We start from the raw sequence: 14,706 nt of genomic DNA, 5'->3' as shown, positions 1-14,706 counted from the left end.
GGGCTACCCCTTGTCGTCGGACATCAGTCGGCCGGCCCGGGCGAACTCGCTGCGGTCCATCTCGGTGAAGTGGACCCGGACCTCCTGCGGCTTCGCGTTCAGGCAGCTGACCGCGAGCTCGGTGACCTTCGCGGCGAACTCACGGCGTTGCTCGACGCTGCTGCCGCGGATGGCGAGCACGGTGATGAATGGCATTTGTCCTCCTCGTCAGGCCGTGACATCCGACCGGAACCGCTGCGCCACGCTCTCGGCGAAGCGGCTGATCATGGCTTGTTGATCGGGCACGCCGTAGAGCACGAAGGAGGCGCGGTCGACGCCCAGGCTCTCCAGCTCGTGCAGTCGCTCCAGGCACCGCGACTGTGGACCGTAGATCGCGAAACAGTCGATGAGCTCGGCGGAGAGCGCGGCCGCGTGCGGTGCGCCGACAACCTCGTGCTGGTCCCACGCGTACTCCACGGCGAGTCGCGCCATCTCGGCCAGCAGCGGCTCCGGCATCGCCTCGCGCAGCGCCTGGCTCTGCGTCGACTGCCGCACCAGTGCCGACTTCCACAGGAAGTACGCCGAGGTGGCCGCATAGGAGCGCACGTACTCGCGGGCGTGGTCGGCGTCCTCGTGCACGAAGACCGCACCCCGGCTCCACAGCTCCAGGCTCCCCGGGCCACGTCCCGCGGCCGCGGCGCCGGCGGCGACCTGTTCCCGCTTCCACTTCACGATCTCGGGGGCGAACCCCGGCAGGAACACGCCGTCGGCGACCTGCCCGGCCAGCCGGCAGCTGCGGGAGCCGTGCGTGCCGAGCAGGACCGGGATGTCGCGTCGAGCCCACTCGGACCGCATCTTCAGGCCCTGCCAGGTGGCCTCCTTGCCGGCGGTGAAGTCGCGGAAGAACTCGACGTAGTCCCCCAGCTCGGTCAGCGGGCGCGGGTTGCGCCCCACCATCGCCACCGCGCTGCCGCCGGCTCCGATGCCCAGAAAGACCCGCCCCGGCGCCAGCTCGTCGATGGTGGCGATGGTGTTGGCCAGCACGGCGGCATGCCGGGTGTACGGGTTGGTGACCGCGTGCCCGAGGCGGATCCGGCTGGTCCGCGCCGCGGCCAGGGCCATCATGATCGTGGAGTCACGGCAGAGGTTCTGGGACTCGATGAACGTGCAGTGGTCATATCCGAGTTCGTCCGCGTGTTGCGCCAACCGGGCGGCGCCCGCGGCGTCCAATGTGCGACCGATTCCAATACCGAATCTCATGCGCTTCTCCGAAATGGTGGCCGATGATTCGACGAATAGCGGGAGGCGGTCCGCAATTCGTGGACAGACGAATAGCGCGCGGCATCCGCGCGGCCGGCGCACTGCCGGACCGAGCTCTCAATGTGGGCTCAGCTGGTGCCTTCACCATATTTGCGTTCGGGCGCCGGCACCAACCGGGCGGACCGATCGGAAACGTACGGACGCCGTCGCCGTCGGAGGTTTTGTCCCGCCGGCGGGACATCAGTCGGCATCGACGTCGAGGGTCGGGCGGTACTCGTCGATCCAGATCGCCAGATCCAGCGTCCGCTCGAGTCCGAGCCGGGTCAGCTTGTCCACGCCGGCGGCGTCGCGGCGTACCACGTCGGCCAACCACAGCTGGTCGACCAGCGCGAACACCCCGTGCCCCGGATCGCCGAGCAGCCGCGACGCCTGACGCTGCAGCGCGATCGCGTAGGAGGGGTCCTGGGTGGACGGGTAGGCGGCTTTGGGACGGTCCAACACGGCCTCGGGCAGCAGCGTACGGACGGCGGCACGCAGGAGGCTCTTCTCCCGCCCGTCGTGGCTCTTCATCGCCCACGGCGCGTTGTACACGTACTCGATGAGCCGGTGGTCTCCGAAGGGCACCCGCACCTCCAGCCCGACCGCCATGCTCAGCCGGTCCTTGCGTTCGAGCAGGAAGCGCACGAAGCGCGTGAGGTGCAGGTGGCTCATGACCCGCATCCGGTGCTCGGCGTCGGAATCGCCGCCGAGTCGCGGCACGCTCGCGGCGGCCGAGGCGTAGCTGTCCCTTCGGTAGCCGTCGAGGTCGAGCCGCTTGAGCAGGTCGGCGCGCAGGCCGGTGCCGTCCTTGTCCAGCGGGCCCGCGTTGACGGCGATCCAACCGAACTCCGGCGCGTCGACGATCTCCGGGTCGTGGAACTGGCGGTAGCCGGCGAACAGTTCGTCGGCGACCTCGCCGGACAGGGCGACGGTCGAGCGCTCACGGATGGCCTGGAAGAGCAGATAGAGGGAGAAGTCCATCTCGCCGAAGCCGACCGGCACGTCACGCGCGATCAGGGCGGCGCGGCGCACCGCGGGATCCGCCAGCGCGGCGGAGTCGAGAACGATGTCGGCATGGTCGGTGCGGACGTGCTCGGTGACCGCGCGCACGTAGGGCGCGTCGGGTGTGCTGCGCAGGTCGTCGGGGCGGAAGGTGTCCGAGCGACCGACGAAGTCGACCGAGAACGTCCGTACCGGCCGGTCGCCCAGCGCTGCGGCGGACAAGGCGGTCAGCGCGCTGGAGTCCAGACCGCCGGAGAGCAGGACACATTGCGGCACGTCGGCCACCAGCTGCCGCGTGACGGTGTCCTGGAGGATCTCCCGGACCCCGCTCACGGTGTCGTCGAGACTGTCGGTGTGCGGGCGGGCCTCCAGCCGCCAGTACGTGCGTTCCCGCACCCCCCGGCTGTCCACCGTGACCACCGTTCCGGGCTCGACCTGCTCGATGCCACGCCAGATGGCGTGCCCGGGGGTCATCACGAACGCCAGCCACTCGCGCAGGCCAGCGGTGTCGACCACCCGCCGGACCGCCGGGTTGGCCAGCACCGCCTTCTGCTCCGACCCGAAGACCACACCGTCCGGGGTACGGGCGAGGAACAGCGGTTTGACTCCGATCCGGTCGCGGACCAGCACGAGACGCGACGTGCGGCCGTCCCAGACGGCGAAGGCGAACATGCCGTTGAGCCGTTCGCAGACCTGATCGCCCCAGCGCAGATAGCCGCGCAGCACCACCTCGGTGTCGCTGGCGGTCCGGAACCGCTCACCGCGAGCGGTCAGCTCGGCGCGCAGCTCCTTGAAGTTGTAGATCTCGCCGCTGAACACCAGCGACACGGTGCCGGCCTCCTCGGTGACCGACATCGGCTGCTGGCCACCGACCAGGTCGATCACCGCCAGCCGCCGGTGGCCCAGCAGGGCCCGCGGCTCCACGTGGGTTCCGCAGCTGTCGGGGCCGCGGCACTCCATCGTGCGCGTCATGGCGGCCAGCGTGTCCTGCTCGGTGGTGAGGTCGCGGTCGAACGAAATCCAACCGGTTATGCCGCACATGTCGCCTCCGTTGTTCCACGGGAGTGGGTTGTCGACCAGATCTCCGGCACGACGGCGTTGACCAGCAGTTCGGCCGCCTCGGGCAGGTCGGGGCCCAGCGGCGCGCCGAGATAGAACTCGCCGAAGCCGGCGGCCCGGGCGGCCGGCACGATGTGGCCGAGCCGCTCGACGCACTCGTCCGGGGTGCCGGACACCACGAACGCGTCGATGAGGTCGTCGGAGACCTGGCGTGCCGCGTCCACCACGCCGGCGCCCTCGGCGAAGGCTCGGCGGACGGCGGTCAGGGATTCGTCGTCAAGGCCCGCCGCCGCCAGTTCCGAGCGCAGCGCCGGGTTGCCGACGATCAGCGCGACCTGGCGCCGGGTGGCGGCGCGGGCGGCGGACCGGTCCGCCGAGACGCAGATGTTCAGCCCGTACACCATCCGCAGCGGACGGCCGGCGCTCGCCCGTGCCTGGGCGACGGCGGCGATGCCGGCGGGAAGTCGGCCCTGGCCCAGCGCCGCGTAGGACAGGGCGGGATACGTCGTGGTGCAGATCAGGCCGTCGGCGACCTCCTCGACCAGCTCCATGGTCCGCGGGCCGCCGACGGCGGCGAAGATCGGCAGCGGACGCCGGACCGGATAGGTGAGCCGGGCGGTGGCGCCGTCGCGCCAGCGCACCTGCCGGGCGACGTTCGGGTAGTCCGCGATGCTGACCGCCTCACCCGACCAGAGCCGGCGGAAGAGCGCGACGCACTCGCGCAGCAGGTCGGTGGCGCCGGCCTTGGTGAACAGGCCGGAGACGAGCGAGCCTCCGGCGCCCATCCCGACCACCATGGGCCGGTCGGGCGGCAGCAGCTCGGCGATGGTGGCCATACCGGAGGCCAGGTCGACCGGGTTGCGTCCGAGCGGCACGGCGATGCCGCTGGCGACCCCGATGCGCCCTCCGGCGGCCAACGCGGCGAGCAGGACCTGAGCGTTGCGCGCCAGCAGCTGGTCCGGCACCCACACCATGTCGAAGGCTCTGGCCAGCAGCGGCGCCGTCTCGTAGACCGTGCGGGCGGGTGTCCAGGGCGCGATCTGCACGCCCAACGGTGGTTTCACGGTTGGCTCCCTCATGCTCGGCGCGACCTCAGTCGAGGCTGCGGGTGGGTTCGGGGATGCGCGACAGGACGGTCACGGCCACGACTCCGGCCAGCACCAGGCCCGTGACGACGTATCCGGTCAACGCCCCGACATCGCTGCTCAGCGCGTTGACGGCGGCGGGAACGAGCCCGGCCAGGGCGAAGCCCAGATTGATCGACAGGGCCGTGCCGGAACCGCGGACCGGCGTCGTGAACCGCTCGGCGAGAAAGATCGGCAGCGGACCGAAGCAGGCGACGGTGAGGCAGGAGACCACCAGTGCCCCGACGGCGATCAACGGCAGCGAGCCGGGCCCCAGAGCGCTCAGCCACCAGTAGGCCAAGGGCAGCACCACCACGTTCACCGCGGCCATCGTCAGCAGCACGGCGCGCCGGCCGGCACGTTGGCTCCAGTGGCCCGCGAGCGGGGCGAACAGGATCGCGGCCAGGTTGACGGCGACCAGCAGCGGCCCGACCTGGGCCGCGGACAGCCCGTTGACCTCCTGCAGGTAGGTGGGCAGGAAGCCGAGGGTGAGCAGGAAGTGGGTGCCCACACCGAAGACGACGGCGACGTTCTGCAGCAGGGCCCGCCGGTTGGGCGGGGTCCAGAGCTCGCGCAGCGGGCGACGGTCGGCCCGCTGGGGCCGCCACAGCGGCGACTCGTCGACGTAGCGGGCGACGATGAGGCTGAGCAGCACCGGCAGCGCGCCGGCGAAGAACATCACGCGCCAGCCCCACACGCTGAACGCGTCACCCTCGAAGACTCTCGTGGAGGCCACCAGCGCCAGGGAGGCGAGAACGCTGCCGGCGGCCGTGCCACCCCCTCCGACCAGCCCGGACACCACACCGCGCCAGCGCGGAGACACGCTCTCGGCGCCGAGCGTCAGGGTGGAGGCGAACACCCCACCGACGAACAAGCCCTGCGCCATTCGCAGGGTCAACAGTAGAATCGGGGCCAGCACACCGGCCTGCGCGGCGGTGGGCAGGGCACCCATCGAGGCGGTCACCAGACCCACCCCTGCCAGGCCGATCACCATCGCCCGCCGGCGTCCGTGCCGGTCCGCGACCGCCCCGAGGACGGCCGCGCCGATGGGCCGCATGACGAGGGTGACCGCCAGCGTCGCGTAGGCGCCGGCCAGTGACAATGTCCGCTGGTCGGCCGGGAAGAAGGCACTGGCGATCACCGGTGCCACGAACACGACGACATACAGATCGTAAAAGTCGAGAGTAAAGCCGGCGATGGACGCGGCCGTGGCTTTGAAGCCGCGGCGCCTATCCGCGCTCGCCGCGGCGATGTCCGGTGATTTCTCAGCGATTTCTGGTTGCATGACCGTCACTCCTGGAAAGCACGAGTAATCCTTCGCCACCGTACTTGAGAAATTCCGTAAATCACGGTCTTGCATACGGCGACGTAAATGGGATAAGCACGAGTTCGGCCCTTGTCAAGCTTGTGGGAACTCGCCTACTTTGCAAGAGGACCGGATGTGCACCGGGCGCTAATGCCCGACGTAGACACGCCGTTTTCCTTCCTGACGTATCTCCCCTCGAAAGGGACAGACGATGCCGAGTCATACACCCAGCAAGGTGGAGGCGAATCTCTTCAGTCACGACTTCCTGGTCGATCCCTACCCGACGTACCGGCTCCTGCGTGAGCAGGAGCCCGTGCACTGGGACGACAAGCTGAACGGCTGGGTGATCACCCGGCACGCCGACGTCTACGCCGCCCACCTCGACCCGGAGACCTACTCCTCGCACCGCCTCGGCGCGATGGTGTCCAACCGGGTGGGCCCCGAGGCGTCCGACGAGATGCGGCATTTCATGGACATTGCCCCGGAGTGGATGCTCTTCCGGGACCCGCCGGACCACACGCGCATCCGTCGGGAGCTGATGAGCGAGTTCCGGCCGCAGAGCGTGCGAGCGATGCGGGACCGCATCGACGGCATCGTGTCGGACCTGATCGACGACCTGCTCGCTCGCCAGTCGTTCGACCTGGTGGAGGACTTCGGCTACAAGCTGCCCGGGCAGGTCCTCGCCGCCCAGTACGGCCTGCCGCTCAGCGACGGACTGACGCTCACCGACTGGTGGTACGAGATCCGCAACATGCAGCGGGTGTTCCTGGGCGCCGACCCGGCGACGGTGGCACCCACCGGCAGCCCGGTGGCCGAGGCGTTCAACCAGCTGATCCCCTATCTCAGGCAGCTCGTCGAGGACCGGGAGCGGGCACCGCAGGACGACCTCGTCACCAAGATCATCAGCTTCGCCCGCCGGACGGAGGACGGCGGCGAGGCGAATCTCGACGACGCGGAGATGTTCGCGCACCTGATGCTGCTGCCCCTGGCCTCGTTCGGCACCACCATGGACCTGATCACCAACGGCCTGCTCGGACTCATGCGGCAGCGCGACCAGTGGGAGTTGCTCAAGGCCAAACCCGACCTGACCTTCGACGCGGTCGAGGAGGTGCTGCGCTTCGACGCCTCGGTGCAGCTCACCCACCGGCTCGTGACCCGCGACATCGAGATCGCCGGCACCCCGATCGCGGCCGGCGAGCTCGTCTACCTCGTCCGCGGGGCCGCCAACCGCGACCCGCGACGCTGGTCCGATCCCGACCGCATCGACATCACCCGCGCGGACCCCAAGCACGTCGGCTTCGGCGTCGGGATCCACCGGTGTCTGGGCGCCTCACTGGCCCAGATGGTCACCGCCTGCGCGTACTCCCAGCTCGCCAGCCGCGTGCCGAACCTGCACCTGGACCCGGAACGCCCGCACAGCTGGAAGGCGGACACCCCGCAGTTCCGCGGCCTCAACCACCTGCCCGCCATCGCCGACGCGCCTTCCCGGATATGAGCGGCCCGCGCAGGCCCCCGACGCACGCCGCCCACTGGATCCACGGCGGGTGGCAGCCGACCACGACGCAAGCTCGCCTGGACGTGGTCAACCCCGCCGACGGGGAGGTCCTGGCGTCCGTCGCGGACGGCACCCCGCAGGACGCGCACCGAGCCGTGGACAGCGCCCGCGAGGCGTTCGGCCCATGGTCGACCAGGCCGCTGAAGGAACGGATCGACCTGGTGAGCCGGTTCATCGACGGGCTCGAGCGCCGTGCCGACGAGATCGCCATGACGATCATGAACGAGGTCGGCACGCCCCTGACCACGGCGCGCCGCGCACAGGTCGGGCTGGCGATCGCCATGGCCCGCTCGTTCCTACCGATCGCGGAGGGGTTCGCCTTCGAACGCCGGGTCGGCAATTCCCTCGTGGTGCGCGAGCCGGCCGGGGTGGTGGTCACCATCACCCCGTGGAACGTGCCGCTGCTGCTGACCCTGCAGAAGATCATCCCGGCGCTGCTGGCGGGCTGCACGGTGGTGCACAAGCCTTCGGAGATCACCCCGCTGCACGCTCTCGCCCTCGCCGAGGTCGCCGGCGAGGCCGGTCTGCCGCCCGGCGTACTCAACGTGGTGGTCGGCCGCGGCACCACGGTCGGCGCGGTACTGGTCGGCCATCCCGACGTGGACCTGGTGTCGCTGACCGGCTCGACCCGGGCCGGTCGGCAGGTCGCCGAGCTGGCGTCCGCGACGATCAAGCGGCTGCACCTGGAGCTCGGCGGCAAGAACGCCGCTATCGCGCTGCCCGACGCGGACCTTGCCGCGGCCGTACGCGCGGTGGTGGACCAGGTGTGCTTCAACACCGGCCAGGCATGTCTGCAATGGAGCCGGCTGCTGGTCCCGGCCGAGCGGCACGACGAGGCGGTCGCCCTGGCCGTCGAGCAGATCGGTCGCTACCACATCGGCGATCCGGCCGACCCGTCGACCGACCTGGGACCGCTGGTCTCCGAGGCCGCCTTCCAGCGGGTCAACGACTTCATCGAGACGGGCATCGCCGAGGGCGCCACCCTCGCCTGCGGCGGGCCGGGCCGCCCCGAGGGCCTGACCCGCGGCTGGTACGTCCGGCCGACCGTCTTCGCCCGGGTCGACGAGTCGATGACCGTCGCCCAGGAGGAGATCTTCGGCCCGGTACTGGCCGTCATGGGTTACCGGGACGAGGACGACGCCGTCCGGATCGCCAACAGCACCCGCTACGGCCTGCACGGCGCCGTCTTCTCCGCCGATCCTGACCGGGCCCTGGCCGTGGCGGCGCGCCTGCGCACCGGCCAGGTGGACATCAACGGCGGCTCCTTCAACATCCTCGCCCCGTTCGGCGGGTTCAAGCAGTCCGGGCTCGGCCGCGAGTGCGGCGAGGAGGGCCTGGACGGATTCTGCGAGATCAAGTCCGTACAGCTACCGACCGCAGACACCGGGCCGATCGGCCCGCGCCTGCGTGGCACCGATTGATCCTCAACACGACGGAAGGAGACATCGTGGACCAACGCATCAGAAACATTGTCGTGGTGGGCGGTGGGACCGCCGGCTGGATGGCGGCTTCCTACCTCGGCAGGGCACTGCAGGGCAGCGTGAAGATCACAGTCCTGGAAGCGCCCACCATTCCCCGGATCGGGGTCGGCGAGGCCACGGTGCCCAACCTGCACCGCGCCTTCTTCGCCTACCTCGGCATCGCCGAGGACGACTGGATGCGGGAGTGCAACGCGAGCTTCAAGATCGCCGTCAAGTTCATCAACTGGCGTACCCCTGGCGAGAGCCACGCCACGCCGCAGCCCCTCGGTGACCGGCCGGACCAGTTCTTCCACCCCTTCGGCCTGCTGCCATCGGAGGACAACGTCCCGCTGTCGCACTACTGGGCGGCCCGCAGGCTGGCCGGCGAGACCGACGAGCCGTTCGACTACGCCTGTTTCAAAGAGCCACCGATCATGGACGCGCTGCGGGCACCCCGCTTCCCCGACGGGCGCCCGGCGACCAACTACGCCTGGCACTTCGACGCCGCCCTGGTCGCCGACTTCCTGCGCCGCTTCGCCGTCACCAAGCAGGGCGCGACCCACATCGAGGACGAGATGACCTCGGTGGACCACGACGAGCGGGGATTCATCACCGCGTTGCACACCAAGACCGGGCGCGTCATCGAGGGTGACCTGTTCATCGACTGCTCCGGGTTCCGCAGCCTGCTGATGAACAAGGCGATGGAGGAGCCGTTCCTCGACATGAGCGACCACCTGCTGTGCGACAGCGCGGTCGCGACCTCGATTCCGCACGACGACGAGAAGAACGGTGTCGAGCCGTTCACCTCGGCCATCGCGATGAAGCACGGCTGGTCCTGGCGGATACCCATGCTGTCGCGCTTCGGCAGCGGCTACGTCTTCTCCAGCAAGTTCGTCGAGCGCGACGACGCCACGCTCGAGTTCGCCCGGCTGTGGGGCCTGGACCCGGAGAAGACGAGCTTCAACCAGATCAAGTTCCGGGTCGGCCGCAACCGCCGATCCTGGGTCAAGAACTGTGTGGGCATCGGCCTGTCGTCGTGCTTCCTGGAACCCCTGGAGTCCACGGGCATCTACTTCATCTACGCCGCGATCTACCAGCTGGCCAAGCACTTCCCCGACCGCACCTTCAACCCGGTGCTGATCGAGCAGTTCAACAACGAGATCGCCACCATGTTCGACAGCACCCGCGACTTCCTGCAGGCACATTTCTATCTGTCGCCTCGCACGGACACCCCGTTCTGGGAGGCGAACAAGCACCTGGAGCTGGCCGACGGCATCCGGGAGAAGATCGCGATGTATCGCGCCGGGCTGCCGATCAACGCGCCGACGTCCACCGAGGAGACCTACTACGGCACCTTCGAGGACGAGTTCCGCAACTTCTGGACCAACGGCAGCTACTACTGCATCTTCGCCGGGATGGGACTGCTGCCCGATCAGCCGTTGCCGTCGCTGGCACACAAGCCCGCCTCGGTGCAGAACGGTGACCGACTGCTGGAGCGGGTCAAGCAGCAGCAGGCCGAGTTGGTGGCCACCCTTCCGACCAACTACGAGTTCCTCCGCAGGCTGCACGGCCGATGACGCGCCGGCCGGTGTCCACGCGAGGGCCGGACAGGGAGGTCGCGATCAGCCGCGAGGAGTACCGCGACCTCATGAGCGGCTTCCCCACCGGTGTCGCCGTCGTGACCGGGCTCGACGTCGACGGCAACCCGTGCGGCATGACGTGCTCGTCATTGACCAGCGTGACGCTCGACCCGCCCACCCTGCTGGTCTGCCTGCGGTTGGGCAGCCGCACCGCCACGGCGGTCCGCGACCGCGGCGCCTTCGCGATCAACCTGCTGCACGCCGGCGCCCAGCGGACGGCCCAACTGTTCGCCGCACCCCTGGGCGATCGCTTCTCGGAGGTGTCCTGGGAGCTGTCCCCGGCCGGCCTGCCCTGGCTCCCAGACGACGCGACGGCGCTCGCCGAATGCGCGGTCGCCAGGACGGTGGTGGCCGGCGACCACTCCGTCGTGTTCGGCCGGGTCGAACGCACGGTCCAGTTGAGCCACAACCCGTTGCTGTTCGGAATGCGCCGTTTCCAGCCCTGGGAGCCCCCGGCCGTGAAGCCCGCCACCAGCCGGCACCGAGAGGAGAACCGATGAACGAGCAACCGCCACTGCTCGACACCGTGCGTCGCTGGAGCACCGAGACTCCCGACGCGACCGCCGTACAGGCGGCCGACGGCAGCCTGACCTTCGCCGAGCTGCACGAGGCCACCTTGGGGTTCTGTGGTGCTCTCGCGGAGGCCGGGGCCGCTCCGGGCGTTGTCGTGGCGCTCGGGCTGGAGCGGTCCCGGCTCGCGTTGCCCGGGCTGCTGGCCACCTGGTGGCTCGGCGCGACCGCCGTGCCCATCTCGGTCCGCGACCCCGCCGACCGCACCGGCTTCATTCTCGGCGATTCCCGGGCGACGATCCTGCTCGCGCACCGGCCGCCGAACGGTGCCATGCCCCGGGCCGTGCGGCTGGTCCCGCCGCCCGTGGGGTCGGACACCGGCCACGGGCCACCGGTCACCACCGTGCACGACCGCTCCTGCGCCTATGTCATCTACACCTCCGGAACGACCGGTTGGCCCAAGGGTGTCGATGTCAGCTACGGCGCGCTGGCGACCTTCCTCACCGCCCTGGGCCGGCTCGGCATGCCGACCGGCGGCAACGGCGTCAACGCGGTGTCGCCCACGTTCGACGGCTGGCTCTGGTGTGCCCTGCTCTACCTGCTGCACGGGCAGAGCATGGCGTTGTTGGACGCCGCGGGGGGCGGCCGGGACGGAGCCAGCGATCTCGCCGGTCAGATCCGGGAGGTCGCACCGCGCGTGGTGTGCCTGACCCCGTCACTGCTGCAGAACTGCGTCGACGCCGTCGACACGGCCGAGATGCTGGTGGTCGCCGGCGAGCCCCTGCCGGCGGCGCTGGCGGACCGGCTGGCACCGGGCCGACGGATGCTCAACGTCTATGGACCGACCGAGACCACCATCGCGGCCACCTGGGCCGACAGCGCCGCGGGCGACGACGTGATGACCATCGGCCGTCCGCTGCCCGGCTACACCGTGTACGTCCTCGACCCCGCCGGCCTTCCGGTCGGCGACGGCGAGGTCGGCGAACTGTACGTGACCGGGCCCGCCGTCGCGACGGGGTACCGGGGCCGGCCGGCGCTGACCGCGGCCCGGTTCGTCCCGGATCCCTGGATCGGCGGCGGGCAACGCATGTACCGCACCGGCGACCTCGTGCGGAGACGACCCGACGGGCAGTTGGTCTACCACGGGCGCACCGACGACCAGATCAAGCTGCGCGGCTTCCGGATCGAGCCGCTCGAGGTGGAACAGGTCGCCGCGGCGGCCACCGACATCCGCGGCGCCGCCGCGTTCGTCCGCGGCGACGTTCTCGGGCTGGCGGTGGTGCCGGCCCCGAGGGCCGACGTGCCGGCGGTGCTCACCCTCGTCCGCGACCACTGCGCGGCGAAGCTGCCCGAGCACATGACACCCGCCCAGGTGATCGCCGTGGAGAGCATTCCCACCACCAACACCGGCAAGGTCGACCGGGCGGCCCTGGCCGCGATGGCCGACGCGTGCCAACCCACCCACGGACGCGGACCCGCGACCGACACCGAGCGGCTCGTCTGCCTGGTGTGGGGCGAGCTGCTGGAACGGCCGTTCACCGATGTCGAGGCCAACTTCTACGAAGTCGGAGGCCACTCCCTGCTGGCGGCCCGGTCGATCGCGGAGCTGCGCGCCCGCACCGGGCTGGCCATTTCGGTACGCCATCTGCTCGCCGCGCCGACGGCGGCCGAGCTGGCGTGCACCCTCGACGAGATGGAGCCGGCCCGATGAGCCGCCCGGGCCGCTGGCTGACCGCATGGCCCCCGCGACCCGCCGGCGCCGCCGTGCTGCTGTGCGTGCCGCCGGCGGGCGGCGGCTGCGGACGGTACGCACAGTGGCAGCCACTGATGCCGCCGGGCATCGGTGTCCTGGGCGTGGCCCTGCCCGGGCGGGAACGGCGATGGTCCGAGCCGCCCGCGTCCACACTGGCCGACGTCGTGGACGCGGTGACCCGGGAGCTCGGCGAGCTGACACCACCGGAGCTGCCGGTGGTCGTCTTCGGCGAAAGCTTCGGCGGCCTCATCGGATATGAGATCGCCCGACAGCTCAGCGGGACGCCCGGGCGCCGGCCGGCGGCTCTGGCGGTGGCCGCGTGCCGACCCCCGTCGATGTGGGTGGGGGCCGGTCGCGGCCTGGCCGACGACGAGGACGAGCTGATGAGCCTGCTCAACCTCGGCGACCTGGGCCACGAGGTGGACGCCGAGACCTTGGCGGAGATGCTCGACGTGCTCCGCCAGGACACCCGACTGTCGCTGACCTACGCCGGGTCCTCACACGAAACCCTGGCCTGCCCGGTGCACGCGTGGGGCGGCGCCGACGACCCGGTGGTCACCAGCGAACACCTCGACGGCTGGCAGGCGTACGCCGGTCACAGCTTCAGCAGGCGGCAGTTCCCCGGCGGACACCACTTCTGCTCCCAGCCGGACCAGGCCGTCGGCCGCAGCCTCGCGGAGCTGATGGCGTCCGTGCCGGCGTCGCATTCCGAGCCCCTGGAGGAGAGCCTGACATGGTGGTGAACCTCAAAGACGCGAGCCTGTTCGCCGGCAACGCCTTCTGGCCGGTCCTGGCCTGGCTGCGCGAGCACGACCCGGTGCACCGGCATCCCGAGCCCGACGGTCCCGGCTTCTGGGCGCTGACCCGACACGAGGACATCCTCAAGGTCTACGCGGACCACGAGACCTTCAGCTCCCGGTACGGCATGCGGCTGGACAGCAACGCCGCCGCCGTCACGGCGGTCTCGCAGCGGATGCTCATCGTCTCCGACCCACCCGACCACACCCAGCTCAAGCGGGTGCTGTCGAAGTCGTTCGGCCCCACCGAGATGCCCCGGATCGAGCACCTCGTGCGGCAGTCGGTGCGCGACGTGATCCGTGACGCCGTCGAGCGGGAGGAGCTCGATTTCCTCGACGCCGCCAAACGCATCCCGAACTACGTGGTGTGCGCGCTCATGGATCTGCCCCGCGACGACTGGGAGTGGATCGGGGAGATCACCACGCAGGCCTTCGAGGGAGCCGACGAGGAGACCCGCAGCGCCGCGCACGGCGACATCTTCCTCTACTTCATCGAGATCCTGGCCGGTCGGCGCAAGCGTCCCGGCGACGACTTCATCAGCCGGGTGGCGCACGACAAGCGGGGCGGGGACCTGCCCGGCGAGGAACGACCGCTCAGCGACGAGGAGATCATCTTCAACTGCAACGGGGTGCTGGCCGGCGCCAACGAGACGACGCGCTACTCCGCGTCCGGGGCGATCCTGGCCCTCGTCGAGCACCCCGACCAGTGGGACCGGCTCGTCGACGGCGGCGACCAGGTCACGTCGACCGCCGTCGAGGAGATTCTGCGGTGGACGACCCCTGGCGTCCACGCGCTGCGTACGGTGATGCGGGCCACCCGGTTCGGCGGTGTCCGTTTCGACGTGGGCGACCGGGTCACGCTCTGGAACATCTCGGCCAACCGGGACGAAGCCATCTTCGACCAGCCGGACCGTTTCCTGGTGGACCGCTCCCCGAACCGGCACATCACCTTCGGCAGCGGCCGGCACCTGTGCCTGGGCGCCCGGCTCGCCCGGCTGGAACTGGCGGTGTTTCTCGACGAGCTGCGCGAGCAGGTCGGCCGCATCGAACTCGTCGGCGATCCGGTGTACAACGCCTCCAACTTCACCTGGGGGCTGCGCCGGTTGCCGGTGCGCCTGCACGCCCGCAAGCACAGTGTCGCGGACCCGTCTCTGAGCAGCGCTTGACGGCGAAGTGATCAACGCGAGGGAATGACCTCATGTCGTATGTAGAACCACACGAT

12 protein-coding genes are annotated in these 14,706 nt (G+C 70.3%); 7 read left to right on the top strand and 5 right to left on the bottom strand.

The window, feature by feature from the left end:
• Positions 1-3: 3 nt before the first annotated feature.
• The 5 genes from AB0M36_RS06335 to AB0M36_RS06315 all read right to left on the bottom strand — a co-directional run bounded on the left by AB0M36_RS06335 (position 4) and on the right by AB0M36_RS06315 (position 5,748).
• Complete coding sequence (locus AB0M36_RS06335) at positions 4-195, bottom strand: tautomerase family protein (RefSeq protein ID WP_364153284.1); 192 nt, start codon at positions 193-195, stop codon at positions 4-6.
• 12 nt (positions 196-207) lie between these two features.
• On the bottom strand, positions 208-1,239 hold the full coding sequence (locus AB0M36_RS06330; RefSeq protein ID WP_364153281.1) for an LLM class flavin-dependent oxidoreductase: 1,032 nt from the start codon (positions 1,237-1,239) through the stop codon (positions 208-210).
• A gap of 240 nt (positions 1,240-1,479) precedes the next feature.
• Complete coding sequence (asnB, locus tag AB0M36_RS06325) at positions 1,480-3,321, bottom strand: asparagine synthase (glutamine-hydrolyzing) (RefSeq protein ID WP_364153278.1); 1,842 nt, start codon at positions 3,319-3,321, stop codon at positions 1,480-1,482.
• Entirely contained in the window at positions 3,309-4,403 is a 1,095-nt protein-coding gene (locus tag AB0M36_RS06320; RefSeq protein WP_364153275.1) for an LLM class flavin-dependent oxidoreductase, read from the bottom strand. The genes asnB and AB0M36_RS06320 overlap by 13 nt, the downstream gene beginning before the upstream one ends.
• Positions 4,404-4,431: 28 nt before the next feature.
• Positions 4,432-5,748: an MFS transporter gene (locus AB0M36_RS06315; RefSeq protein WP_364153272.1), complete on the bottom strand. Its 1,317-nt coding sequence runs from the start codon at positions 5,746-5,748 to the stop codon at positions 4,432-4,434.
• Positions 5,749-5,980: 232 nt separating this feature from the next.
• On the opposite strand from AB0M36_RS06315, the gene AB0M36_RS06310 reads away from it, so the two are divergent.
• The 7 genes from AB0M36_RS06310 to AB0M36_RS06280 are packed head-to-tail and all read left to right on the top strand — an operon-like array spanning position 5,981 to position 14,650.
• The gene (locus AB0M36_RS06310; protein ID WP_364153269.1) at positions 5,981-7,264 is read left to right on the top strand and encodes a cytochrome P450; all 1,284 of its coding nucleotides are present in this window, start codon (positions 5,981-5,983) and stop codon (positions 7,262-7,264) included.
• Complete coding sequence (locus AB0M36_RS06305) at positions 7,261-8,745, top strand: aldehyde dehydrogenase family protein (protein ID WP_364153267.1); 1,485 nt, start codon at positions 7,261-7,263, stop codon at positions 8,743-8,745. The genes AB0M36_RS06310 and AB0M36_RS06305 overlap by 4 nt, the downstream gene beginning before the upstream one ends.
• Before the next feature lie 26 nt (positions 8,746-8,771).
• Positions 8,772-10,361, top strand: coding sequence for a tryptophan halogenase family protein (locus AB0M36_RS06300; protein ID WP_364153264.1), 1,590 nt, complete (start codon positions 8,772-8,774; stop codon positions 10,359-10,361).
• Positions 10,358-10,924 (top strand): flavin reductase family protein, encoded by a 567-nt coding sequence (locus AB0M36_RS06295; RefSeq protein ID WP_364153261.1) that lies wholly within the window; start codon positions 10,358-10,360, stop codon positions 10,922-10,924. The genes AB0M36_RS06300 and AB0M36_RS06295 overlap by 4 nt, the downstream gene beginning before the upstream one ends.
• A complete protein-coding gene (locus AB0M36_RS06290; protein WP_364153258.1) occupies positions 10,921-12,645 on the top strand; it encodes a non-ribosomal peptide synthetase in 1,725 nt (574 codons plus the stop codon). The genes AB0M36_RS06295 and AB0M36_RS06290 overlap by 4 nt, the downstream gene beginning before the upstream one ends.
• The gene (locus AB0M36_RS06285; protein ID WP_364153255.1) at positions 12,642-13,430 is read left to right on the top strand and encodes an alpha/beta fold hydrolase; all 789 of its coding nucleotides are present in this window, start codon (positions 12,642-12,644) and stop codon (positions 13,428-13,430) included. Before AB0M36_RS06290 ends, AB0M36_RS06285 begins: the two co-directional genes overlap by 4 nt.
• Positions 13,421-14,650 carry a cytochrome P450 gene (locus AB0M36_RS06280; RefSeq protein WP_364153253.1) on the top strand — a complete coding sequence of 410 codons (1,230 nt, stop codon included), beginning with the start codon at positions 13,421-13,423 and terminating at the stop codon, positions 14,648-14,650. The genes AB0M36_RS06285 and AB0M36_RS06280 overlap by 10 nt, the downstream gene beginning before the upstream one ends.
• The last annotated feature ends 56 nt before the right edge of the window (positions 14,651-14,706 follow it).

The organism is Actinoplanes sp. NPDC051346 (assembly GCF_040682215.1).
In the GTDB taxonomy this organism is placed as follows: domain Bacteria; phylum Actinomycetota; class Actinomycetes; order Mycobacteriales; family Micromonosporaceae; genus Actinoplanes.
This window is presented reverse-complemented; position numbering and strand designations above follow the sequence as displayed.